Source organism: Dactylosporangium cerinum (genome assembly GCF_042653625.1).
Lineage (GTDB): Bacteria > Actinomycetota > Actinomycetes > Mycobacteriales > Micromonosporaceae > Dactylosporangium > Dactylosporangium cerinum.
Window position 1 is genome coordinate 121665 of record NZ_JBHSIU010000086.1, and the last position, 22111, is coordinate 143775.

Below are 22111 nucleotides of genomic sequence, written 5' to 3' on the forward strand. Positions count from 1 at the left end.
GTCGATGCGGCGGCGCGACACCAACTGACCCCGACCTCATGATCCGGAAGAGCCTGTGTACCCAGGGGTGCACAGGCTCTTCCGGATCATGGGGAGACGGGCCCGAGCCCGAAAGCGGGGGCACCGCTTAGGCTTAGGTGCATGTGGCAGGCTCAGGTCCGGATCGACCTCGACGCGATCCGGCACAACGTGGCGACCCTCCGGGGGTTGCTGCGGCCCGGGACCGCCCTGATGAGCGTGGTCAAGGCCGACGCGTATGGCCACGGCCTGCTCCCCGTCGCCACCGCCGCCGTGCAGGCCGGCGCGACCTGGCTCGGTGCCGCAACGCTCGACGAGGCGCTGACCCTGCGCGAGCACGGCATCACCGTGAGAATCCTGTCCTGGCTGCACAGCCCCGGTCGCCCGCTGCACGAGGCGATCACCGCCGGCGTCGACCTGTCCGCGTCGTCGCCGGACGCCCTGGACGAGATCGCGGCCGCCGCCCGGCAGGCGCACCGCCCCGCGGCGGTCCACCTGAAGGTCGACACCGGCATGTCCCGCAACGGTGCCACCCGCGCCGACTGGCCGGCGCTGCTCACCGCCGCCGCGAAGGCCGAGGCCGACGGCGACATCGAGATCGCCGCCGTCTGGAGCCACTTCGCCTGCGCCGACGAGCCCGGCCATCCGTCGATCCTGCGGCAGCAGCTCGCGTTCGACGACGCCCTCGACGTCGCCGCCGGGCTCGGGGTCGAGCCGCCGCTGCGGCACCTGGCCAACTCCGCCGCCACGCTGACCCTCCCGGAGAGCCACTTCGACCTGGTGCGGGTCGGCCTGTCCACGTATGGTCTCGAGCCGATCCCGGGCGCCGCCCCCGACCTCCGCCCCGCGATGAGCGTCCACGCCAGGGTCGCCCTGGTGAAGGCCGTCCCGGCCGGCGAGGGCGTGTCCTACGGTCACACGTACAAAATCCTCATGGACACGAATCTCGCGCTCGTGCCGCTCGGCTACGCCGACGGCGTCCCCCGCTCCGCGAGCAGCCGCGGCCTGGTCGAGATCGGCGGCAAGGTCCGCCGCGTGGTCGGGCGGGTCTGCATGGACCAGATCATGGTCGACTGCGGCGACGACGAGGTGCGCCCCGGCGACGAGGCCGTCCTCTTCGGTGCCGGCGGGCGCGGCGAGCCGACCGCAGACGACTGGGCCGCCGCCGCCGACACGATCAACTACGAGATCGTCGCGCGGATGGGCAGCAACCGGACACCGCGCGTCTACGTGGGGGAGCAGGCATGACAGGAAGCGACGTCGAGATCAAGAGCGGCAGCCGGCGGCGCAAGGTCGGCATCATCGGCGCGATCCTCGGCGTGGCCGCCGCCGGTGTCGCGGCCGGTGTCGCCACCGAGCGGTATCTCGTGCACCGGTCGAAGCGCGCCGACGACGTCTACGCCGACGAGGAGTTCGGTGTCTGGGACTCCGACGAGGAGCTCACCGTCACCACCGACGACGGCATCGACCTGCACGTCGAGATCGTGAACGGCCCCGACAGCGACCAGGCGGACCAGCCGACGCTGGTGTTCGTGCACGGGTTCTGCCTCGACATGGGCACGTTCCACTTCCAGCGCAAGGCCCTGGAAGGCAAGCACCGCATGGTCTTCTACGACCAGCCCGGCCACGGCCGCTCCGGCCGGCTGCGCAAGGGCGAATACTCCCTGGACGCACTCGGCGCCGGCCTCCGCGCGGTGCTGCAGGCCACCGCCCCGACCGGCCAGGTCGTCCTGATCGGCCACTCGATGGGCGGCATGACGATCATGGCCCTCGCCGAGCAGGTCCCGGAGCTGTTCGAGTCCCGGGTCGAGGCGGTCGTGCTCATCTCGACCTCCGCCGGCAAGCTCGACCAGGTCAACTTCGGCCTGCCCGAGGTCGTCGCCAAGTTCCGCCGGCCGCTGCTGCCCGTGGTCGGCATCGCCGGCCCGATCAGCTCCGGCGTCGTCGACCGGGCCCGCCGCGCCTCCACCGACCTCGCGTGGCTGCTCACCCGGCGCTACGGGTTCGGCACCGCCCGCCCCAGCCCCGCCCTGGTCTCCTACGTCGAGAAGATGAACACCACCACCTCGACCGACGTCATCGCCCGATACCTGCGGACCCTCTACACCCACGCGCGGCTGCTGGTCCTCGGCCCGCTGCGGCGGGTGCCGGTCCTGCTCGTCTGCGGCGACCGCGACGTGCTCACCCCGCTCACCCACACCCGCGAGATCGCCGCCGTCCTGCCCGAGGCCGAGCTCGTCGTCGTCGCCGACGGCGGGCACGTCGTCATGCTCGAGCACGCCGACGAGGTCAACAACGCGATCGAGACGTTCCTCAAGCGGGTCCTGAGCCGGTGACACCAAACCCAGTGACACGTAACCCGGTGACCCGCACGCTGCCGGCCGTCGAGGACACCCACGCCTTCGGCCGCCGTCTCGCCACGGTCCTGCGCGCCGGCGACCTCGTCCTGCTCACCGGCCCGCTCGGTGCCGGGAAGACCGCCCTCGCCCAGGGCATCGGCGCCGGCCTGCGGGTCCAGGGCGCGGTCACCTCACCGACGTTCGTGATCGCCCGCGTGCACCGGCCGGCGAGCGACGGTGGGGTCGCCATGGTGCACGTGGACGCGTACCGGCTGGGCGACGTGAAGGATCCGCTCGGCGAGATCGACGCCCTCGACCTCGACGCCACCCTCGAAGAATCGGTGACCGTGGTCGAGTGGGGCGAGGGCTTGGTCGAGCAGCTCACCGACGACCACCTCGAGCTCCGCCTGACCCGCCACGACGACGACTCGCGCACCGTCACCGCCGTGCCGCACGGCCAGGGGTGGTCGGGCCGGTTACGCGGGCTGCAGGACCTCCCAGACGTCGACTGAGGTGCCCTCGTCGTCGGTGCAGCGGGCCAGCAGGTGGCGGCCCTCGTGGGAGAACGCGGTCCGGACCTGCTTGCCCGGCGACAGGTCGGCGCGGAACACCTCCACCTCCGTCTCCAGGTCGCGGACCGAGACCGAACCGTCGAGCACCGCGGCCCGCAGCCGGCCGTCGGGCGACGCCATCTCGGTGGCGAACGCGTCCGCGCGGCTGGAGCCCGTGTAGCCGGTGAACCGCCGGGCCAGATCCTCACCGACGACCCGGTCGAGGCGCGCACCGGTCGCCAGGTCCCACACGGTCGCCACGTCGCGGCGATACCGGCCGACGCTCGCCGCGCCCTCGCCGGTGGCGACGAGCCGCCACTCGCCCTCGTTGACCAGCACTGCATCCGGGCGGTGCGCGTCGGAGAAGCTGCTGGTCATGCGGCCGGACAGCACGTCCCAGACGCAGAAGTGGCCCTCGGCGTCCCAGGTGACCAGGGACAGCTGATGGTTGGGGCCGAGCGCGACCTGCCCGTGTTGGGGGCGGCCCGCGCCGCGGCCGGGACGCAGCTCGGTGACCAGGGCGCCGCTGTCGATCGAGCGGACCTTCACGTATTCACCGGTGCGGGAGCACTCCACGAGCATCCGCCGGTCCGGCATGAGCATCCAGTCGCCGGAGACCCGCAGATGGTGGCGTTTCGCCAGCTGGAACCGCTCCACCGTCGGGGAGATCCGCACGTGCGCGGCCGCCGTGCCGGAGACGACCATGCCGCCGATCGGGACGCGGTGCTCCAGCAGGACCCCGTCGGCGCGGCCGGCGTTGAGGTCGAAGACCCGGTCGTCGGCGGTGCGGACCTGGGCGAGCGGCGCACCCTGCCGGTACTGCTCGCCCTCCTTCACCAGCCAGCGGACCAGCCGCCCCCGCCCGCCGGGCACCGTCCAGGCGAGCGGCTCGACCCGCCACGGCGCCGGATCGGCCGGAAGCGAACGGCTCAACCGGCCACCGGCCAGCCGGGCCGCGCCGCGCAGCACCGCCAGCTCCGGCTCCGGTGGCCGGGTCACCGGGCGGCTCAGCCCGTTGTGCAGCGTCGGCGCGGGCGTCGGCAGGTGTGCGCAGCCGCCGACCAGCAGGACCGCCGCGACGTCCCCCGGCACGATCCCGGCCCGCGCGATCACCGCGCGGCAGCTGGCGATGAGCCACCGGTTGGCCGGCTCGGTCAGCTGGTCCAGCAGGCGCCGGTCGATGGTGTACGCCGGAGCCCCCGGCTCGATGTGATCCGTCGCCTCCGGCACCTCACTCAGCCGGTGCTTGAGCTTGCGCACGATGTCCAGAGCGTGGAAACCGGCCCGCACACTGACGTCACCACCGGCCGAGAACGCGGGCTCCACCCACTCCGCCAGGCTCGTGCGCAGGTCCGCGGCGAGCATCACGTCGAGGTCGCGGCCGTTGCCGGAGCCCTCCTGGCTCAACGGCACCGGCACGCCGTGCTGCATCTGGGTCAGCGTCGCGCTCCAGGTCGCGCCGAGGTCACAGACCAGCAGGTAGCCGCCCTCCGGGATCTCCAGCGCCGCGAGCGGGTCGAGGACGGCGGCGGACGCGTCGTGGACGAGCTCGACGTCGGGGAAGCCGGCGACGGCCGCCGCGGTGACGAGGACCTCCCGCCGCGGGTCATGGGTGCGGTACGCGGCCGGCACCGTCACGACGAGCCGCCCGATCCTGCCGTGCAGCCGGGTGGCCTCCTCGATGACGGCGTCCAGCGCCGCCGTGGTCAGCTCCGTGCCGTTGACGAGCTGGTCACCGAGCCAGATCGGGGCGTTCGCGTCGACCGCCCGGCGCACCCCGTCCACGTAGTGCCGCGGATGCTGGTCGCGTCGCTGCTCGGCGACGGCGCCCACGGACAGCCGCGGCCGGCCCGGTGCCGGGTCCAGGCTGGCGCCGCCCGGCCACCGGACCGAGCCGGTGACGGGCTCCCGCACCAGATGCAACTGGTCGTGCACGACGACAGCGGCGGACATGGCCCAGGAACCCATATCCACAACCAGGACCGGCTCGGTCATCGGCTCTCCTGACGCATCCCGCCTAGATGTCGGCCGATGCTAGGCTCGGCTCGTTGCGAATCGGTTAACGGATCGCGGACGCGACCGCGGACGTGCGTCACAGGCCGGTCGGTAGAGTTGGCGCCGTGCTGGTGATGGTGGTGGACTCCTCGACGCCCGCGGTGACGGCCGCGCTCGTCCGCGTCGAGGACCCCGAGCTGCCGGGCGGCGGGGATCCGCTGGTCACCGTCCTTGCCGAGCGGGTCACCGTGGACGGCAGGGCGCACGGCGAGCTGCTCGCCCCGCAGATCCAGGCCGTCCTCGCCGAAGGCGGTGCGGCCCCGGGCGACCTGGCCGCCGTCGTGGCCGGCACCGGACCCGGCCCGTTCACCGGCCTGCGGGCCGGCATGGTCACCGCCGCCGCGCTCGGCCACGCCCTCGACATCCCCGTCTACGGGGTCTGCTCGCTCGACGGCATCGGTCACGGGCAGCCCGGCCGGCTCCTCGTCGCCACCGACGCCCGCCGCAAAGAGGTCTACTGGGCGGTGTATTCCGGTGGTGTCCGCGTCGACGGGCCCGCGGTCGACAAACCCGCCGCCGTCAGCGTCGAGGTGGACGCGGCCGCCGGTGACGGCGCCGACAAATACGCCGAGGTGTTCGGGCTGCCGTTGCTGCCGCCGCGGTACCCCTCCGCGCGCGCTCTCGCCGCCCTCGCCGCCGACCGGGTCCGGGCCAAAGCCCCCGGCGAGACCCTGACCCCCCGCTACCTGCGCCGCCCCGACGCGGTCGCCCCCGGCGAGCGGAAGCCGGCGCTGCCGTGACGGTCGACCTGGCCGACCTGCGCTGGTTCCACATCGACGCGCTGCTCCCGATCGAGGACGAGCTGTTCGGCGAGGAACGCTGGTCCGCCGGCATGTTCTGGAACGAGCTGGCCAGCGGTCACCACTATCTCGTGGCGCTCGACGGCGACCGGGTCGTCGGTTATGCCGGGCTCGCCCTGGCCCTGCCCGACGAGGCCTGGATCCAGAACGTCGGTGTCCGCAAGGACGCGCAGCGGCGCGGGATCGGCCGGCGGCTCCTGGAGGCACTGCTCGCCGAGGCCGCCCGGCACGGCGCGCGGCAGGTGCTGCTCGAGGTCGCCGTCGACAACCTGCCCGCCCAGAAGCTGTATGCCGGCTACGGATTCGAAGGCATCGGCGTCCGGAAGGGCTACTACCAGCCGAGTAACACGGATGCACTGGTGATGATGCGTGAAGACTGAGCCACTGGTCCTCGGGATCGAGACCTCCTGCGACGAGACGGGGGTCGGCGTCGTGCGCGGCCACACCCTGCTCGCCGACGAGGTCGCCTCCAGCGTCGAGGAGCACGCCCGCTTCGGCGGGGTCGTGCCCGAGGTGGCCAGCCGGGCCCACTTCGAGGCGATGGTCCCGACGGTCCAGCGGGCCCTCGACACCGCCGGGATCACCCTCGCCGACGTCGACGCGATCGCCGTCACCGCCGGCCCCGGCCTCGCCGGCGCGCTGCTCGTCGGGGTCGCCGCGGCCAAGGCCTACGCGCTGGCCGCGGGCAAACCCATCTACGGCGTCAACCACCTCGCCGCGCACGTCGCCGTCGACACCCTCGAACACGGGCCGCTGCCCGAACCCGCGATCGCCCTGCTGGTCTCCGGCGGCCACTCCTCGCTGCTGCAGGTCGACGACCTGGCCGGCCGGGTCGAGCCGCTCGGCGCCACCATCGACGACGCGGCCGGCGAGGCGTTCGACAAGGTCGCCCGGCTGCTCGGGCTGCCGTTCCCTGGTGGGCCACCGATCGACCGGGCCGCCCGCGACGGGCAGATCGTCATCCCGTTCCCGCGCGGGCTCAGCGCCGCCCGGGATCTCGTCGAGCACCGCTTCGACTTCTCGTTCTCGGGGCTCAAGACCGCCGTCGCCCGCTGGGTCGAGGCCCGGCAGCGCGCCGGCGAGCCCGTCCCGGTCAACGACGTCGCCGCCAGCTTCCAGGAGGCCGTCTGCGACGTCCTCACCAACAAGGCCGTCGACGCGTGCCTCGACCGCGGCGTCCGCACCCTCGTCATCGGCGGCGGGGTCGCGGCCAACTCCCGGATCCGGGCCCTCGCCCAGGAACGCTGCGACAAGCACGGCATCACGCTGCGCGTCCCGCGGCCCAAGCTGTGCACCGACAACGGCGCCATGGTCGCCGCGCTCGGCGCCCACCTCGTCGCCGCCGACGCGCCCCCTGGCAACCTCGGGCTTCCCACGGATTCGGCGATGCCGATCACCATGGTCACGGCGTGACCGGAGCGGAGCGGAGGTCGCGCCGTGACGGGCTTTGAGGCAATGGAATGCAGCGTGACCGGAGCGGAGCGGAGGTCGCGCCGTGACGGGTCTTGAGGCCGAGGAAGGCAGGCTGAGCGGCATGGGAGTAGAGTCCAGCGCCGTGATCGTGCGCATGTGGGAGGTCCGGGCGCATCCCGAGGCGTTCGACGAACTGCTGTCCTGGGTGTGTGAGGCGATGCTGCCCAAGGTGGAGGTCCACCCGCTGCACATCTCCAGCGAGGTGTACTCGTCCACTGACCACCGGCTCGTCGTCATCTCCAAGTGGCGGGGCAGCACCCCCGAGGAGTTCAGCGACCCGCCGTCCCACCTCGTCTCCCGCCGCCCCCAGGCCTGGGACTTCACCGAGGTGGACCGCTGAGATCCTGCCCACCGGCTGGGAAAATGTAAGGCGCCGGGAAGGGCTGCCGGGTTACCGTCGGCGGGCCATGAAACGGTTGCCGCTCGACGATCCCGGTGAACCCGACAGCAGAACCGCCGGCAGGTATCTGCTGTGGGTGCTGCGCAACCAGCTCCCGACGATCCTGCCCGGCATCGCCCTCGGCGTCGTCTGGATGGTCAGCCAGGCTCTCGTCCCCGCCGCGCTCGGCGCCGGCGTCGACGCCCTCACCGCGCACGACCGGACCGCCCTGCTCGGCGCCGGCGGCGCCCTCCTCGGCCTCGGCATCATCACCGCGATCAGCGGCATCATGCGGCACCGGTTCGCCGTCACCAACTTCCTCGGCGCCGGCTTCCGCACCGTGCAGGTCACCGCCCGGCACGCGACCCGCCTCGGGGCGACCCTGCCGAAGAAGGTCGCCGCCGGCGAGGTCGTCAGCATCGGCACCACCGACTTCGACCACGTCGGCTACTCGATGGACGTCAGCGCCCGCACCGGCGGCGCCGTCGTCGCGATCATCGTCGTCGCCGCGCTGCTGCTCGACGTGTCCGTGCCGCTCGGCCTCGTCGTCGTCATCGGCGTGCCGCTGCTCGTCGGCGTCGTCGGCCTGCTCATCAAGCCCCTGCACCAGCGCCGCCGAGCCCAGCGCGAGCTCGCCGGCGCGCTCACCGGCCGCGCCGCCGACATCGTCTCCGGCCTGCGGATCCTGCGTGGCGTCGGCGGCGAGGACGTCGTGTCCGCCCGATACCGGACCGAGTCCCAGCAGGTGCGCGCCGCCGGCGTCCGGGTCGCCAAGGTCGAAACCCTCCTCGAAGGCGCGCAGGTGCTCCTCCCCGGCCTGTTCGTCGCCCTCGTCACCTGGCTCGGCGCCCGGTTCGCCGTCGCCGGCAAGATCACTCCGGGCGAGCTCGTCGCCTTCTACGCCTATGCCGCGTTCCTCGTCGGTCCACTGCGGACACTCACCGAGTTCGCCGAGAAGCTGACCCGCGGCCTCGTCGCCGCCGGCCGCGTCATCACCCTCCTGGGCGTCGAACCCGAGCTGCGCGACCCGGCCGAACCATCCGCCGTCACCGCCGGGGACCTGGCCGACCCCGGCTCGGGTTTCGTCGCCGGCCGCGGGAGCTTCACCGCGATCGCCGCCACCCGGCCCGAGGACGCCGCCGCGATCGCGGACCGGATCGGCCTGCTCGACCCGGCGTCGGAGGCGCTTCTGCTGGGCGTACCCCTGCAAACCCTGAAGATCGATGACGTCCGGTCGCACATCGTCGTCGCCGACAATGACGACCGCCTCTTCCGCGGGCGCCTGGGCGACGAACTCGGCGCCCGGCCCGCCGCCGTCCTCGCCGCCCTCGACGCCGCTGCGGCCCGCGACATCGTCGCCGCCCTCCCCGATGGCCTCGACACCGAGATCGCCGAGCGCGGCCGCGACTTCTCCGGCGGCCAGCAGCAGCGCCTGCGCCTCGCCCGTGCCATCGCCCTCGACCCGCCGGTCCTCGTCCTGGTCGAGCCGACCAGTGCCGTCGACACCCACACCGAGGCGCTCATCGCCCGCAACCTCCCCACCGTGCGCACCGGCCGGACCACCGTCGTGTGCACCACCAGCCCGCTGCTGCTCGACCGCGCCGACACCGTCGCGTTCGTCGACGTCACCGGCCGCGTCGCGGCCACCGGCACCCATCGCGAGCTGCTCGACGGCTGCCCGGCGTACGCCGCGACCGTCACCCGGGAGGACGACGCCTGATGCTGCCCATCGCCTCCGGCGCCGAGGTCCGCGCCTACCTGCGGCGCCTGATCAAGGCCCACCCGCGGATGCTCGCCCTGGTCGTCGTCCTGCACGTCGGCGCCGCCGTGGCCGGCCTCGTCACCCCCCGCCTGCTGGGCGACCTGGTCGAGAAGACCTCCGCGGGCACGACCACCGCGACCGTCGACCGCGTCGCCCTCACCATCACCGGCGTCATCGTGATCGTGTCGGTGCTGGTGCGCTACGCCCGGCTCGCCTCCGCCCGCCTCGGCGAGCAGGTCCTCGCGACCCTCCGCGAGGAGTTCGTCGACCGGGTCCTCGCCGTCCCACCGTCCACGGTGGAACGCGCCGGCACCGGCGACCTGCTCACCCGCGCCTCCCGCGACGTCGAAGGCACCTCCAGCACGGTCCGTTTCGCCCTGCCCGAGGTCGTCATCGGCGTCCTGCAGGTCCTGCTCACCCTCGGCGCCGTCGCCATCCTGTCGCCGCTCCTGCTGCTGCCCGCCCTCATCGCCGTGCCGGTCCTGTGGTCCAGCTCCGTGTGGTACTTCCGCCGCGCCCCCGCCGGCTACCTGGCCTCCAGCGCCGCCTTCGCCCAGCTCACCGACGGCCTCGCGGAGACCGTCGAGGGTGCCCGCACCGTCGACGTGCTGCGCCTGCGGCACCGGCGGGTGCAGCGCACCCAGGAGCACCTGCGCGGCGTGTACGGCACCAACCTGTACACACTGAAACTGCGCACCGTCTTCTTCCCGCTCACCGAGTTCGGCTACGTCCTGCCCGGCGCCGTCACCCTCGTGGCCGGCGGCTGGTACGTGATGGAGGGGTGGGCGACCGTCGGCCAGGTCACCGCCGCCGTGCTGTACTTCGTCGCCCTGATCGACCCGCTCGACCGGGTCCTGTCCTGGTTCGACCAGTTGCAGGTCGGCCTGGCCTCCTTCGCCCGCATCGTCGGCGTCCAGTCCGTTCCCGTGCCCGCCGCCGACGCTCCGCCGGCGTTCACTGATGAACGGATCGTGGCTCGGGGCGTGCGATTCTCGTACGTCGACGGCCGCGACGTCCTGCACGGCGTCGACCTGGAGATCCGCCCCGGCGAGCGGCTCGCCATCGTCGGCCCCTCCGGCGCGGGCAAGTCCACCCTCGGCCGCCTCCTCGCGGGCATCTACACCCCTGGCGCCGGGACGGTCACCGTCGGCGGCGTTGCTCTTGCTGACCTGCCGCTGGCCTCGTTACGGCGGCACGTCGCCCTCGTCACCCAGGAACACCACGTCTTCCTCGGCACCGTCCGCGACAACCTCGTCCTCGCCCGGCCCTCGGCCCCGGTCGCGGAGCTGCGCCGGGCCCTCGCCACCGTCGACGCCCTGGACTGGGTGGACGCCCTGCCCGACGGGCTGGACACGGTGCTGGGCGAGCCGCCCCTGTCACCGGCGCAGGCGCAGCAGCTGGCCCTCGCCCGGCTCGTCCTCGCCGACCCGCACACCCTCGTCCTGGACGAGGCGACGTCCCTCATCGACCCGCGGGCCGCCCGGCACCTCGAACGCTCCCTCGCCGGCGCCCTGGAAGGACGCACGGTGATCGCGATCGCGCACCGGCTCTTCTCCGCCCACGACGCCGACCGGGTCGCGGTCGTGGAGGACGGCCGGATCACCGAACTCGGCAGCCACGACGACCTGGTCGCCGCCGACGGGGCGTACGCCGCCCTGTGGCGCTCCTGGCACGGGACCGACCACCAGTTCTCATGATCCGGAAGACCTTGGGTACTCCTGACCACCCAAGGTCTTCCGGATCACGGAGAGGGTCAGTGGAAGGCGGCGTAGACCAGGCCCAGCAGGACGGCGGCGATCAGGGCGATCGCGAACACCAGCAGCACGTGGCGGTCGTTGGCGGCCTCGCTGCCGGCAGTCGCCGCCGGGGTGGGTGGCAGCGCCGGGAGGTCGTGGGTGGCGGCGCGCAGGTCGTCGAGGGTCTTCGCGGCGAGGACCGTGTCGCAGCGGTCGGCGAACTCGTCCAGGGTGAGGCGGCCCAGCTGGGTGTGGTGCTCCAGCGCCTCGATGACGCGCTGGCGGTCCTCGTCCGAGGCGCGCATGGTCAGCGGGCCGAGCCGGCGGTCGTCGTCAGCCGTGGGCATGATCAGTGGGCCGCGATGTCGGCGAGCACGGCACCGGTGACCTGGACGAGGTCGTCGGGGGCGAGCTCGATCTGCAGGCCGCGGCGGCCGCCGGAGACGTACATCGTGGACAGTCCGGAAGCCGACGCGTCGATGACGATGGGGAGCCGGGAGCGCTGGCCGACCGGGGAGATGCCGCCCGTCACATAGCCGGTGGCGCGTTCGGCGGCGGCGGGCTCGGCCATCGCGGCGCGTTTGCCGCCGACGGCGGCGGCCAGGGCCTTGAGGTCCAGGGACGTCGACACGGGCACCACACCGACCGTGAGCTGGCCGTCGATGGTGGTGACGAGGGTCTTGAAGAGGCGGGACGGCTCGACGCCGAGGGCCGCCGCGGCTGCCTCGCCGTAGGAGGCAGCCCGGGGGTCGACCTCGTAGGTGTGCGGAGTGAACGCGATCTTCTGCCGCGCCAACAGTGCGGTCGCCGGGGTGCCCTTGCTCGCCACTGGCCCACAATAGCGAGATGCAGATCGGTGCCGTCCAGATGTACCTGGGCTACGGGCACATCTTCCTGGGCGCCACCAGCGGCCGTGACATGTCCGTGTTCGACGGTGACGGGCCGATCACCGCGACCGACCGGCACGTGCGGGTCGCGGCGCGGCCGCAGGTCGGGCTGGTCAGGGTCCGGTTGTGGCAGGGGGCCGGGCCGCGGGTCGGCCGGCTGGTGTTCGACGGGGTGCTGGACCTGCCGGACGCCCGGTTCTGTGTGGAGGAGGCGACGGGGCTGTCGCGGTTCGTGACGAAGGTCAGTTCGGTGGAGCCGCGGGTGCTTGTCGCCGTCGACGACCCGGGGCACGCGTCGCGGATCGACGTGGTCCTCGAGCCGGAGTTCGTGCCGCGCAGCGCGCAGGTGTGGACGTCGGGGGAGCCGCCGTTTCCGAAGCTGACGGTCGCGCCGACGGCGCCGCGGCACCGGGCGGACGTGTTCGCCGACGCCCTGGCCGGGCACGACTTCCCGCGGCGGCGGCTGGCGGCGGCGCTGACGGTGATGGGGGAGGAGCGGCGGGTCCGGGGTTCGGAGCAGATCATCGCGTTCTTCATCAACGACGTCGTCGAGTGGCTGCGCTGGCTGCATGAGCGCATCACGTGGGACATGTGCCGCGAGTCGGGGCGGATGCTGACGGAGCAGCTGGGGCGCCGCCCGCCGGAGGACCTCGCCGACGACGTCCTCATCGACCTGCAGCGCCGCCTGGGCCAGCAGCTCTACTGACCCGGGCGGCGACCTGGATCAGGGGACTCTGCGAAGCAGGAGCACGGCCGGCGCGCCGGCCACCCGGGTCAGGGCGATCACCGCGGCCTGGGTGCCCGACAGCCGCAGCGACCTGCGCAGCTCCTCCACGTCCAGGGCGGAGCCGCGTTTGAGGATCGTCAGCGCGCCGACGTCCAGGGACCGCAGCGCGGTCCGCAGCCGCTTCAACGCGACCGGCAGCTGGTCGAGCACCTCGTAGCAGCGCCCGAACGGGGTCGGCACCGGTGTCGCGGTGTAGACGTAGGCGATGGTGGGGTCCGCCAGGGTGCCGCCGACCGTCGCGGCGAACTCGGCGACGAGGTGCGACCGGATCACGGCACCGTCCGGGTCGTACACGAAATTTCCGACCGGTCCGACCGGGGCGGCCAGCGAACCGCTCCCCGTCAGCGACTCCACCGACGAACCCTGGAACAGGGTCGCCCGCCGGGGAGCGGACGCGAGCGGGCCGCACCACGCCGCCGCCTCCACCACGTCACCGTCGACCGAGACCCATTCCCCCTCGGCCCCCGGCGGCAACATCGCGTGGTCGATCCCGGGAGCGAGTTTCAGCACCGTCATCGGCACGCGGGCGGCCAGCCCGACGACGAAGTCCCACGGCGGCGAGTAGGCGCGGGGGTCGAACACCCGCCGCCCGCCGGAGGTGCGCCGGGCGGGGTCGCAGAACACGGCGTCGACCTCGTCCAGCGGGACGGATGCCGCGTCGCGGGGCTCCACTCGTACCAACTGGGAAAGACCCAACGCGAGCACGTTCGCCGACGCGGTCGCGGCCGTCTCCTCGCTCGCGTCGACGGCGTGCACGCGCAGGCCGGCCCGGGCGAAGGCGATGGTGTCCGCACCGATGCCGCAGCCCAGGTCGGCGACGCTGGTCGCGCCCGCGGCGGCGAGCCGGGCCGCCCGCCGGGCCGCGACGGGACCCCGGGTCGCCTGTTCGAGACCGGCCCGGGTGAAGTGCATCACGCCCGCGTCGGCGCCGAACTTGGCGACCGCCTTGCGTCGCAGCGCCACCTGGGTCAGCGCGGTGGCGGCGAGGTCCGGCGGGAAGCCGGCCGCCCGCAGCGCCGACGCGGCCGCCAGGGGGTCGCCGTCCGGCAGTGCCGCCGCGGCTTTCAGGGCCTGTTCGAGCATGCGTTATGAGATCCCTAGGATGCCGTTGGCCTTGCCGAGACTCTTCTTGACCTTGAAGGTATAGCTGTCGCCGGCATTCGACGAGCCGTGCACCAGCCAGTAGTCGCCCTTGTCCTCCTTGGGCTGGCCCTCGGTCCAGTTCGGCGGGGCCTTCTTGCCACCGTAGTTGCCCGCGATGGAGTGGCTGGAGTAGATCGCCATGCGTTGCGTGTTGCCGTTGTACCAGGCGTTGATGAAGTTGTTCACGTAGCTGGACGGGTCCGAGGGGTACTCGGTCTTCTCGATCACGACGTCGGTGACGGCCTGCGGCTTGCCCAGCTTCTGCTCGTCGACCGTGACCTGGAGCTGGTCGCCGTGGTCGTTGCGCAGGATGCAGTCGGAACCGTCCTTCTTCGCGTACTTCCAGTTGGTGTCGGCGCCCTTTTCGATGTACTGGAAGTTGGACACGGCGCCGGCGCCGGCGAGCTGCTTGATCCGGCCGCTGTCGTTCCTGGTCCACGCGGTGACGACCGCCTGGCAGTAGCCCTTCGCGTCACCCGGGTAGGTGGGCGCGGCGCTCTTGTCCGTGGCGGGGCTCTGGTTGCCGCCGTCGGATGCCGCGGTGGAGGCGCCTCCGCCGTTGGTGTTCTCGCCGAACGCGGAGGAGTCCGAGGGGCCGGTGCTGGTGGCGGCCACGGGCGTGCCCCCGCCGTCCTTCTTGCCGCAGGCGGTGAGAGACCCCACGGTCAGGAGGGCGACGATCAGCGTGCCGAGCAGCCTCTTCATACCGCTGAGCGTAGATCGGCGGCGGTGTGCACGCCGCGGTCCGTCGCGTAGCCGACGACGGGTGAATTCGTGGCGTGTTTGGCACTCTCCTTGACGGAGTGCTAGCCAGCGACATAACCTCCGATTAGCACTCTCGTGTCGAGGGTGCCAGCCAACCGGCTGAAGCCGGCACCCGCGACGACGGCTTCACCGGGCACTCGATAGCGCAAGATTCAATACCCCAGGAGGGTATGCCCGTGACTACCGCGACGAAGGTTGCGATCAAGCCGCTCGAGGACCGCATTCTGGTCCAGGCCAACGAGGCTGAGACGACCACCGCCTCGGGCATCGTCATCCCGGACACGGCCAAGGAGAAGCCCCAGGAGGGCACCGTCCAGGCTGTGGGCCCCGGTCGTATCGACGACAAGGGCAACCGGGTTCCGATCGACGTCAAGGTCGGCGACACCGTCATCTACTCGAAGTACGGCGGCACCGAGGTCAAGTGGGGCGGCCAGGAGTACCTCGTGCTCTCCGCCCGTGATGTCCTCGCGGTCATCGAGAAGTGACCCAGACCAACAAGTAGAGCAGTGGCCACCGCCCCGGACCCGTGCGCGCAGCGCTGGCGGCCGGGGCGGTGTCGCCTTTGAAGGGACATCACACGCATGGCGAAGATCCTGAGCTTCTCCGACGAGGCGCGCCACCTGCTGGAGCACGGCGTCAACCGCCTGGCCGACACGGTCAAGGTCACGCTCGGCCCGCGCGGGCGCAACGTCGTTCTGGACAAGAAGTTCGGTGCCCCGACCATCACCAACGACGGTGTGACGATCGCGAAAGAGATCGAGCTCACCAACCCTTATGAGAACCTCGGCGCCCAGCTGGTCAAAGAGGTCGCCACCAAGACCAACGACGTCGCCGGCGACGGCACCACCACCGCCACGGTGCTGGCTCAGGCGCTGGTCCGCGAGGGTCTGCGCAACGTGACCGCGGGCACCAACCCGGCGGGCATCAAGCGCGGCATCGACCTGGCGACGGCCGCCGTCGTCAAGGCGCTCAAGGAGAAGGCGACCCCTGTCGCCAGCCACACCGAGATCGCCCAGGTCGCCACCATCTCCGCGCAGGACGCCACCATCGGCGACCTGATCGCCTCCGCGATGGAGCGGGTCGGCCGCGACGGCGTCATCACGGTCGAGGAGGGCTCCACCCTCACGACCGAGCTCGAAGTCACCGAGGGCATGCAGTTCGACAAGGGCTACATCTCCCCGCACTTCGTGACCGACGCGGAGTCGCAGGAGGCGGTGCTCGAGGACACCTATGTCCTCGTCACCACCCAGAAGATCGGCGCCATCGAGGAGCTGCTGCCGCTGCTGGAGCAGATCGTCAAGGACAACAAGCCGCTGCTGATCATCGCCGAGGACGTCGAGGGCCAGGCCCTGTCGACCCTCGTGGTCAACGCCATCCGCAAGACCTTCAAGGTCGTCGCGGTCAAGGCGCCCGGCTTCGGCGACCGGCGCAAGGCCATGCTCCAGGACATCTCGATCCTCACCGGCGCCGAGCTCGTCGCCCCGGAGCTGGGCTACAAGCTCGAGTCGGTCGGCACCGAGGTCCTCGGCACGGCCCGGCGCATCGTCGTGGGCAAGGAGCTCACCACGATCGTCGACGGCGGCGGCGAGAAGAGCGAGGTCACCGCGCGGGTCGAGCAGCTCCGCAAGGAGATCGAGGCCTCCGACTCCGACTGGGACAAGGAGAAGCTCAACGAGCGGGTCGCCAAGCTCGCCGGTGGGGTTGCGGTCATCAAGGCCGGCGCCGCCACCGAGGTTGAGATGAAGGAGCGCAAGCACCGCATCGAGGACGCGATCTCCGCGACCAAGGCGGCGGTCCAGGAGGGCATCGTCCCCGGCGGCGGCGCCGCCCTGGCCCAGGTGCTCCCCGTCCTCGACGGCGATCTCGGCCTGACCGGTGACGAGAAGGTCGGTGTCTCGATCGTGCGCAAGGCGCTCGTCGAGCCGCTGCGCTGGATCGCGCAGAACGCGGGCTTCGACGGCTACGTCGTGGTCGGCAAGGTCGTCGGGCTCGACTTCGGTCACGGTCTCGACGCCGCCACCGGCGAATACGTCGACCTGGTCAAGTCCGGCATCGTCGACCCGGTCAAGGTGACCCACAGCGCGGTCTCCAACGCCGCGTCGATCGCCGGTCTGCTGCTCACGACCGAGAGCCTGGTCGTCGAGAAGCCGGCCGCCCCGGAGCCCGCCGCCGGTGGCGGTCACGGGCACGGCCACGGCCACTCGCACGGCCCCGGTTTCTGAGTCACGCGACATCGTGAGGGGCCCTTCATGCGTGAAGGGCCCCTCACACAGTTATTAGGGATCGATTACCGCCCTTGGTGGGTGATGATCCACAGCGCAGACTGGAGCCGTGCTCACTCGTAGGAATGCCGCCCTCGCCGGTCTGGCGGCCGCCGGGGTGTCCCTCGGCGTCGCCGAGGTCGTCGCGATCCTGACGGGCGCGACCACCTCCCCCCTCGTATCCGTCGGCGGGGTCGTGATCGACTCGGTGCCCGCGTCCGTCAAGGACTTCGCGGTGGCGGTCTTCTACACCTACGACAAGATCGCGCTGCAGGTCGGCACGCTGCTGATCCTCGCCGTCTTCGCCGCCGTCGCCGGAATTCTCGCGACCCGCCGGATGGTGTACGGGTATGCCGGCATCGCCGGCTTCGCCCTCGTCGGGATCGCCGCCGCCATGACCCGCCACGACGCGCCCTGGTATGCGTTCGTGCCGACCCTCATCGGTGCCGCCGCCGGCGCCGGGGTGCTGCGGTGGCTGCTTGTCCGGCCGCCGGTCGAGACGTTCGAGGAGCGCCGCTTCTTCCTCCGCGCCGCCGGTGGGACCCTCGCCGCCGCGTTCGTCGCGGGGATCACCGCCCGCTGGTGGGCGACCCGCCGTGGGGTCCAGGCCGACCGCGCCTCGGTGCGGATCCCGGTGGCGCCCGACACGGCCGCGCCGCTCCCGCCGGAGGCCGACGCCGCCCTGCCCGACCTGGCCCCGTTCGTGACGCCGAACAAGGACTTCTACCTCATCGACACCACCCTCGTCGTGCCGCAGGTGTCGTCGGAGGACTGGACGCTGCGCATCCATGGGCGGGTCGAGCGGCCGCTGACCCTCACCTTCGAGGAGCTGCTCAAGCGTCCGATGATCGAGCGGTACGTGACGCTCGCCTGCGTCTCCAACGACGTCGGCGGCGGGCTCATCGGCAACGCGAAGTGGCAGGGCGTGCGCATCGCCGACCTGCTCGACGAGGTCCGCCCGAAGGCCGGCGCCGACCAGGTGGTCAGCCGGTCGGTCGACGGATGGACCGCCGGCACCCCGACCGCGCTGCTGCGCGACGGCAGGGACGCGATGCTCGCGATCGCGATGAATGGCGAACCGCTGCCCATCGAGCACGGGTTCCCGGTCCGCATGGTGGTGCCCGGCCTCTACGGGTACGTGTCGGCCACGAAATGGCTCGCCGAACTGGAGCTGTCGTCGTTCGCCGACTTCGACGCGTACTGGATCAATCGTGGCTGGGCACGGGAGGGGCCGATCAAGACCCAGTCGCGGATCGACACCCCGCGCGACGGTGGCAAACCGGCCGCGGGGCAGGTCATGATCGCCGGAGTCGCCTGGGCGCAGCACCGCGGCATCTCCAAGGTCGAGGTCCGCGTCGACGAGGGGCCCTGGCAGGAGGCGAAGCTGGCCGCGGTGCCGTCGATCGACACGTGGCGGCAGTGGACGCTGCCGTGGACGGCGACCCCGGGCAAGCACCGGCTGACGGTCCGGGCCACCGACAACGGCGGCGACACGCAGACCGAGGCGGTGGCACGACCGGACCCGGACGGTGCCACGGGATGGCACTCGGTGCAGGTCGAGGTGCGCTGACCCACCCCCGGGCAGCAGGCGGGCCCGGCCGGTGGCCGGGCCCGATCAGCGCAGCGGGGCTACCTGGCGGCGGGGCGGGCGCGGTCAGCGCCGGCGCGGCGGCGCTGGGCGGGCACGTTCGGCGCCGGATGGGTGCGAACCGTGCGCAGTGGCACCGGCGGGGGCGAGGGACGCAGCCCCAGCTTCGCCTCCAGGCGCGACACGTCGACCGTCGTGCGACTGCGGTCCGCGCTGTCCTCCCAGCCGATGGCCAGCAGTCGCAGCCGCTCGCTCTCGCTGAAGCCGCCCCAGACGCCGTACGGCTCCCGGGTGGCGAGCGCCTGAGCGGCGCACTGCGCCCGGACCGGGCATGCGCGGCAGACGTTCTTGGCCGCAGCCTCGCGCCGGCCGCGTGACGCGCCACGCTCGCCGTCCGGGTGGAAGAACTGTGCGCTGTCGCGCCCTCGACACAAGCCGAGTCGCTGCCAGTCCCACACGTCCGCGATCGGGCCGGGCAGTCGAGTCACATTCGTCATTCGCCCCTCCTTCCTAGCTTGCGGACTGGAATTCGCGAACTGCACAATCCCTGTACAACGCGCGAGACCGCCGCAGGTAACGGGATGTCGTCGGTCAATTTCTCGTAGGCCAATCGCGGCGAAACCACGTCTAGATCTCGCCATTTCGTGTTTCTCTCTTTGAGAGAGAGGAGCACGACGGTGCGTACGATTTTGGTGTGTGTGCGAACACAGGTCGCGGCACAGACGGTCGCCGCAGCCGCGGCCAGGCTCGGGGTGGCACACGCGGTGCGGACCGCCGTCACGATGGTCGAGGCGCTGGCCCGACTCAGTGAGCAGCCCGCGGACCTGGTGCTGGCCGACCCGACCCTGGCCCGGCCGGACAGTGCGGAGTTCTCACGCCGTGTCCTGGCGGTGTCGCCCGGCTCGACGGTGGTCTTCTTCGGCACGGAGGAGCCGCGCGCGGCGGCCGCGGCGATCGCCGCCGGCGCCAGGGCGGTCATCCGGGTCGACACGGCGGACCCGGTGACGACGCTCGCGAAGGCGGTGCTGCTGGTGCTCAGCCAGGTCGGCCGCAGCAACGGCGACCCGGTCCTGCCCGCGCGGGTCGGCACGCCGACCCAGCCGGCCGGCGGGGTGCTCCCGGCGGGCCGGGGGCTGCCCGGCGCCGCGAGGGCCGCGGTCGGGATGGCAGGCGCGCGCGTCGCGGGCGCCGGCGTGCCACAGCAGCGCGGCGACGTGCCCGGCGAGACGCCGCGGCGCCGCGTTGAACTGACCGAGCGCGAGCTGCAGGTGCTGCGCGGCATGGCCGACGGCAAGAGCAACGCCGAGATCGGCCGGGAGCTCTTCGTCTCCGAGGACACGGTCAAGACGCACGCTCGCCGGCTGTTCCGGAAACTGGGAGCGCGCGACCGGGCACACGCCGTTGCGGCGGCCTTCCGTGCCGGTCTGGTGAGTTAGCGCTCCGAGCCATGCCGCGTCGGTACCCCGCGCGCGGCAAACCTAAACGAGGGCGTCCAGCGACTCAGCCGTCGTTGTCGTCCGTCGCACTCGCGAGTGCGTCGTGGACCCCGTCAGCGTAACCCCGCGCGTATTCCCATGTGACGTAATGGTCAGGGTCCGGGTCGAAAGCGGGCTCGTGCACCCGTGGCCGGCCCGACGTGAGCAGGTGCTTCAGGTTCCCCCGCAGCAGGTCCCAGTCGAAGTAATGCGGCTCGTGGCAGTCCTCGCACTCGATGACGAGCCCACGGACGCCGATCGCCGTGAGCAGCGCCTGGTAGATCTCGAGGTCGGCAAGGTCCTCGAGAACGTCCTGGCGCTCGGCGGCGGTCAACGGGTCGTCGGCACCGCTGTCGTCGAGCTCGGCCGAAGGATCGGCCGGGTCACCGGCGAAGGGGTCGATGGGCTCTTCGTGCACGCCTCAACGGTAGCCCCATTACCGGCGCGTGTGGGGCTCGGTAGTGAGAGCGGTGGTTCCGGCGGATCTGGCAGCGAAGTTACCCAGGGCACGTCCGGCTATGGCGGAGGGGTGCGCCGCCGGGGCGGAAGTACGATGAGACGCACCCGCCGGACGACCGAGAGCTGGGATGCGCTTCATGGATTTCTCGCCGCGACCTGACGTTCTGCCGTTGGGCCTGACCTTCGACGACGTGCTGTTGCTGCCAGGTGAGTCCGACGTCGTGCCGAGCGCCGTCGACACCTCCAGCCACGTCACCCGGAACATCACCCTGCGCATCCCGCTGGTCTCCAGCGCGATGGACACGGTGACCGAGGCCCGGATGGCGATCGCCATGGCACGGCAGGGCGGCATCGGCACGCTGCACCGCAACCTGTCGATCGAGGACCAGGCGCAGCAGGTCGACCTGGTGAAGCGGTCCGAGGCCGGAATGGTCACCAACCCGGTGACGTGTTCGCCCGACGACACGCTCGGCGAGGTCGACCGGCTCTGCGGGCGCTTCCGCATCTCCGGTGTCCCGGTCGTCGACGCCGCCGGCCAGCTGGTGGGCATCGTCACCAACCGTGACATGCGGTTCGTCTCGGACCCGGCCACGCCCGTCCGCGACATCATGACGGTCACCCCGCTCTACACCGCGCTCGTCGGGGTGAGCAAGGACGAGGCCCGCGCACTGCTGCGCAAGCACAAGGTCGAGAAGCTGCCGATCGTCGACAACGCCGGCAAGCTCCGCGGCCTGATCACGGTCAAGGACTTCTCCAAGAGCGAGAAGTTCCCGCACGCCACGAAGGACGACGCCGGCCGGCTCCGGGTCGCCGCCGCGGTCGGGGTCGGCGAGGACTCCTACAAGCGGGCCCGCACGCTGATCGACGCCGGCCTCGACATCGTCATGGTCGACACCGCACACGGGCACAACCGGCAGGTCGTCGAGATGGTCGCCCGGCTCAAGAAGGAGACCACCGTCGACGTGGTCGGCGGCAACGTGGCGACCTATGCCGGCGCCCGGGCGCTCGCCGAAGCGGGCGCCGACGCGGTCAAGGTCGGTGTCGGCCCGGGCTCCATCTGCACGACCCGCGTCGTCGCCGGCGTCGGCGTGCCGCAGATCACCGCCATCATGGAGGCCTCCCGCGCCTGCGCGCCGCTCGGTGTGCCGGTCATCGGCGACGGCGGCATGCAGTATTCCGGCGACATCGCCAAGGCGATCGTGGCCGGCGCCGACACCGTCATGCTCGGCAGCCTCCTGGCCGGCTGCGAGGAGAGCCCCGGCGACCTGATCTTCATCAACGGCAAGCAGTTCAAGTCCTACCGGGGGATGGGCTCGCTCGGCGCGATGCAGTCCCGCGGCCAGGCCAGGTCGTATTCCAAGGACCGCTACTTCCAGGACGACGTGCTGTCCGACGACAAGCTGGTGCCCGAGGGCATCGAGGGCCAGGTCCCCTTCCGCGGCCCCCTCTCCGCGGTGGCCCATCAGCTGGTCGGCGGTCTGCGCTCCGGCATGGGCTTCGTCGGCGCCGCCACCGTCCCCGACATGCACGAGCGGGGCCAGCTCATCCGGATCACCGCGGCCGGGCTCAAGGAGAGCCACCCGCACGACATCCAGATGACCGTCGAGGCACCCAACTACCACTCGCGGTAGCG

Annotated in this window: 21 protein-coding genes and 1 pseudogene; 15 read left to right on the plus strand and 7 right to left on the minus strand. The window is 72.0% G+C overall.

The genetic code is table 11. From position 1 onward, the window contains the following. The first annotated feature begins 141 nt into the window (after positions 1-141). From alr to tsaE, 3 genes are read left to right on the plus strand one after another with little or no spacing between them, the layout of a single operon-like run. Positions 142-1266, plus strand: a complete 1125-nt coding sequence (gene alr, locus ACFPIJ_RS49570) for an alanine racemase (protein WP_380126457.1) — start codon at positions 142-144, stop codon at positions 1264-1266. Continuing rightward, positions 1263-2354 carry an alpha/beta fold hydrolase gene (locus ACFPIJ_RS49575; RefSeq protein ID WP_380126458.1) on the plus strand — a complete coding sequence of 364 codons (1092 nt, stop codon included), beginning with the start codon at positions 1263-1265 and terminating at the stop codon, positions 2352-2354. Before alr ends, ACFPIJ_RS49575 begins: the two co-directional genes overlap by 4 nt. Before the next feature lie 11 nt (positions 2355-2365). Next, on the plus strand, positions 2366-2869 hold the full coding sequence (tsaE, locus tag ACFPIJ_RS49580; protein WP_380126459.1) for a tRNA (adenosine(37)-N6)-threonylcarbamoyltransferase complex ATPase subunit type 1 TsaE: 504 nt from the start codon (positions 2366-2368) through the stop codon (positions 2867-2869). Here the strand turns inward: tsaE and ACFPIJ_RS49585 are convergent. Next, complete coding sequence (locus ACFPIJ_RS49585; protein ID WP_380126460.1) at positions 2834-4903, minus strand: Hsp70 family protein; 2070 nt, start codon at positions 4901-4903, stop codon at positions 2834-2836. The genes tsaE and ACFPIJ_RS49585 overlap by 36 nt on opposite strands. A gap of 125 nt (positions 4904-5028) precedes the next feature. On the opposite strand from ACFPIJ_RS49585, the gene tsaB reads away from it, so the two are divergent. The 6 genes from tsaB (at position 5029) to ACFPIJ_RS49615 (ending at position 11074) form a co-directional block, all read left to right on the plus strand. Further along, positions 5029-5703 (plus strand): tRNA (adenosine(37)-N6)-threonylcarbamoyltransferase complex dimerization subunit type 1 TsaB, encoded by a 675-nt coding sequence (gene tsaB, locus ACFPIJ_RS49590; RefSeq protein WP_380126461.1) that lies wholly within the window; start codon positions 5029-5031, stop codon positions 5701-5703. After that, positions 5700-6143: a ribosomal protein S18-alanine N-acetyltransferase gene (gene rimI / locus ACFPIJ_RS49595; RefSeq protein WP_380126462.1), complete on the plus strand. Its 444-nt coding sequence runs from the start codon at positions 5700-5702 to the stop codon at positions 6141-6143. The genes tsaB and rimI overlap by 4 nt, the downstream gene beginning before the upstream one ends. Continuing rightward, positions 6133-7176 (plus strand): tRNA (adenosine(37)-N6)-threonylcarbamoyltransferase complex transferase subunit TsaD, encoded by a 1044-nt coding sequence (gene tsaD, locus ACFPIJ_RS49600; RefSeq protein WP_380126463.1) that lies wholly within the window; start codon positions 6133-6135, stop codon positions 7174-7176. Before rimI ends, tsaD begins: the two co-directional genes overlap by 11 nt. 142 nt (positions 7177-7318) lie before the next feature. Beyond that, positions 7319-7576: a hypothetical protein gene (locus tag ACFPIJ_RS49605; protein ID WP_203845156.1), complete on the plus strand. Its 258-nt coding sequence runs from the start codon at positions 7319-7321 to the stop codon at positions 7574-7576. Positions 7577-7643: 67 nt separating this feature from the next. Beyond that, complete coding sequence (locus tag ACFPIJ_RS49610; protein ID WP_380126464.1) at positions 7644-9335, plus strand: ABC transporter transmembrane domain-containing protein; 1692 nt, start codon at positions 7644-7646, stop codon at positions 9333-9335. After that, entirely contained in the window at positions 9335-11074 is a 1740-nt protein-coding gene (locus ACFPIJ_RS49615; RefSeq protein WP_380126465.1) for an ABC transporter ATP-binding protein, read from the plus strand. The genes ACFPIJ_RS49610 and ACFPIJ_RS49615 overlap by 1 nt, the downstream gene beginning before the upstream one ends. Positions 11075-11130: 56 nt before the next feature. On the opposite strand, the gene ACFPIJ_RS49620 is transcribed toward ACFPIJ_RS49615, so the two are convergent. Both ACFPIJ_RS49620 and ybaK read right to left on the minus strand, forming a co-directional pair. Further along, positions 11131-11460, minus strand: a complete 330-nt coding sequence (locus ACFPIJ_RS49620; protein ID WP_380126466.1) for a DUF1707 SHOCT-like domain-containing protein — start codon at positions 11458-11460, stop codon at positions 11131-11133. Between the two features lie 2 nt (positions 11461-11462). Then, positions 11463-11942 (minus strand): Cys-tRNA(Pro) deacylase, encoded by a 480-nt coding sequence (gene ybaK / locus ACFPIJ_RS49625; RefSeq protein WP_380126467.1) that lies wholly within the window; start codon positions 11940-11942, stop codon positions 11463-11465. A gap of 17 nt (positions 11943-11959) precedes the next feature. On the opposite strand from ybaK, the gene ACFPIJ_RS49630 reads away from it, so the two are divergent. Further along, positions 11960-12706: a hypothetical protein gene (locus ACFPIJ_RS49630; protein WP_380126468.1), complete on the plus strand. Its 747-nt coding sequence runs from the start codon at positions 11960-11962 to the stop codon at positions 12704-12706. Positions 12707-12724: 18 nt separating this feature from the next. Here the strand turns inward: ACFPIJ_RS49630 and ACFPIJ_RS49635 are convergent, their stop codons facing one another. Together ACFPIJ_RS49635 and ACFPIJ_RS49640 are read right to left on the minus strand one after the other, a co-directional pair. Next, the gene (locus tag ACFPIJ_RS49635; RefSeq protein WP_380126469.1) at positions 12725-13870 is read right to left on the minus strand and encodes a class I SAM-dependent methyltransferase; all 1146 of its coding nucleotides are present in this window, start codon (positions 13868-13870) and stop codon (positions 12725-12727) included. A 3-nt stretch (positions 13871-13873) separates the two neighbouring features. Beyond that, positions 13874-14635 carry a hypothetical protein gene (locus tag ACFPIJ_RS49640; RefSeq protein WP_380126470.1) on the minus strand — a complete coding sequence of 254 codons (762 nt, stop codon included), beginning with the start codon at positions 14633-14635 and terminating at the stop codon, positions 13874-13876. 230 nt (positions 14636-14865) lie between these two features. On the opposite strand from ACFPIJ_RS49640, the gene groES reads away from it, so the two are divergent. The 3 genes from groES to ACFPIJ_RS49655 all read left to right on the plus strand — a co-directional run bounded on the left by groES (position 14866) and on the right by ACFPIJ_RS49655 (position 18526). Then, entirely contained in the window at positions 14866-15180 is a 315-nt protein-coding gene (groES, locus tag ACFPIJ_RS49645; RefSeq protein ID WP_203845131.1) for a co-chaperone GroES, read from the plus strand. 96 nt (positions 15181-15276) lie between these two features. Continuing rightward, positions 15277-16917 carry a chaperonin GroEL gene (gene groL / locus ACFPIJ_RS49650; protein ID WP_380126471.1) on the plus strand — a complete coding sequence of 547 codons (1641 nt, stop codon included), beginning with the start codon at positions 15277-15279 and terminating at the stop codon, positions 16915-16917. Between the two features lie 109 nt (positions 16918-17026). Beyond that, a complete protein-coding gene (locus ACFPIJ_RS49655; protein WP_380126472.1) occupies positions 17027-18526 on the plus strand; it encodes a molybdopterin-dependent oxidoreductase in 1500 nt (499 codons plus the stop codon). A gap of 149 nt (positions 18527-18675) precedes the next feature. Here ACFPIJ_RS49655 and ACFPIJ_RS49660 read toward each other — a convergent pair. Further along, positions 18676-19041 (minus strand): annotated as a pseudogene (locus ACFPIJ_RS49660) (WhiB family transcriptional regulator); the annotation flags it as partial. Between the two features lie 180 nt (positions 19042-19221). Here ACFPIJ_RS49660 and ACFPIJ_RS49665 point away from each other — a divergent pair. After that, the gene (locus ACFPIJ_RS49665; protein ID WP_380126473.1) at positions 19222-19980 is read left to right on the plus strand and encodes a helix-turn-helix transcriptional regulator; all 759 of its coding nucleotides are present in this window, start codon (positions 19222-19224) and stop codon (positions 19978-19980) included. 64 nt (positions 19981-20044) lie between these two features. Here the strand turns inward: ACFPIJ_RS49665 and ACFPIJ_RS49670 are convergent, their stop codons facing one another. Then, positions 20045-20437 carry a DUF5319 domain-containing protein gene (locus tag ACFPIJ_RS49670; RefSeq protein WP_033357617.1) on the minus strand — a complete coding sequence of 131 codons (393 nt, stop codon included), beginning with the start codon at positions 20435-20437 and terminating at the stop codon, positions 20045-20047. A gap of 169 nt (positions 20438-20606) precedes the next feature. On the opposite strand from ACFPIJ_RS49670, the gene guaB reads away from it, so the two are divergent. Next, on the plus strand, positions 20607-22109 hold the full coding sequence (gene guaB, locus ACFPIJ_RS49675) for an IMP dehydrogenase (protein WP_380126474.1): 1503 nt from the start codon (positions 20607-20609) through the stop codon (positions 22107-22109). The last annotated feature ends 2 nt before the right edge of the window (positions 22110-22111 follow it).

Coding starts and splice junctions, on each gene's coding strand:
- groES (WP_203845131.1), top strand. CDS start 14,866: ATGCCCGTGACTACCGCGACGAAGGTTGCGATCAAGCCGCTCGAGGAC.
- alr (WP_380126457.1), top strand. CDS start 142: ATGTGGCAGGCTCAGGTCCGGATCGACCTCGACGCGATCCGGCACAAC.
- ACFPIJ_RS49575 (WP_380126458.1), top strand. CDS start 1,263: ATGACAGGAAGCGACGTCGAGATCAAGAGCGGCAGCCGGCGGCGCAAG.
- ACFPIJ_RS49640 (WP_380126470.1), bottom strand. CDS start 14,635: ATGAAGAGGCTGCTCGGCACGCTGATCGTCGCCCTCCTGACCGTGGGG.
- ACFPIJ_RS49620 (WP_380126466.1), bottom strand. CDS start 11,460: ATGCCCACGGCTGACGACGACCGCCGGCTCGGCCCGCTGACCATGCGC.
- ACFPIJ_RS49615 (WP_380126465.1), top strand. CDS start 9,335: ATGCTGCCCATCGCCTCCGGCGCCGAGGTCCGCGCCTACCTGCGGCGC.
- ACFPIJ_RS49630 (WP_380126468.1), top strand. CDS start 11,960: ATGCAGATCGGTGCCGTCCAGATGTACCTGGGCTACGGGCACATCTTC.
- ACFPIJ_RS49635 (WP_380126469.1), bottom strand. CDS start 13,870: ATGCTCGAACAGGCCCTGAAAGCCGCGGCGGCACTGCCGGACGGCGAC.
- groL (WP_380126471.1), top strand. CDS start 15,277: ATGGCGAAGATCCTGAGCTTCTCCGACGAGGCGCGCCACCTGCTGGAG.
- ACFPIJ_RS49610 (WP_380126464.1), top strand. CDS start 7,644: ATGAAACGGTTGCCGCTCGACGATCCCGGTGAACCCGACAGCAGAACC.
- ACFPIJ_RS49585 (WP_380126460.1), bottom strand. CDS start 4,903: ATGACCGAGCCGGTCCTGGTTGTGGATATGGGTTCCTGGGCCATGTCC.
- guaB (WP_380126474.1), top strand. CDS start 20,607: ATGCGCTTCATGGATTTCTCGCCGCGACCTGACGTTCTGCCGTTGGGC.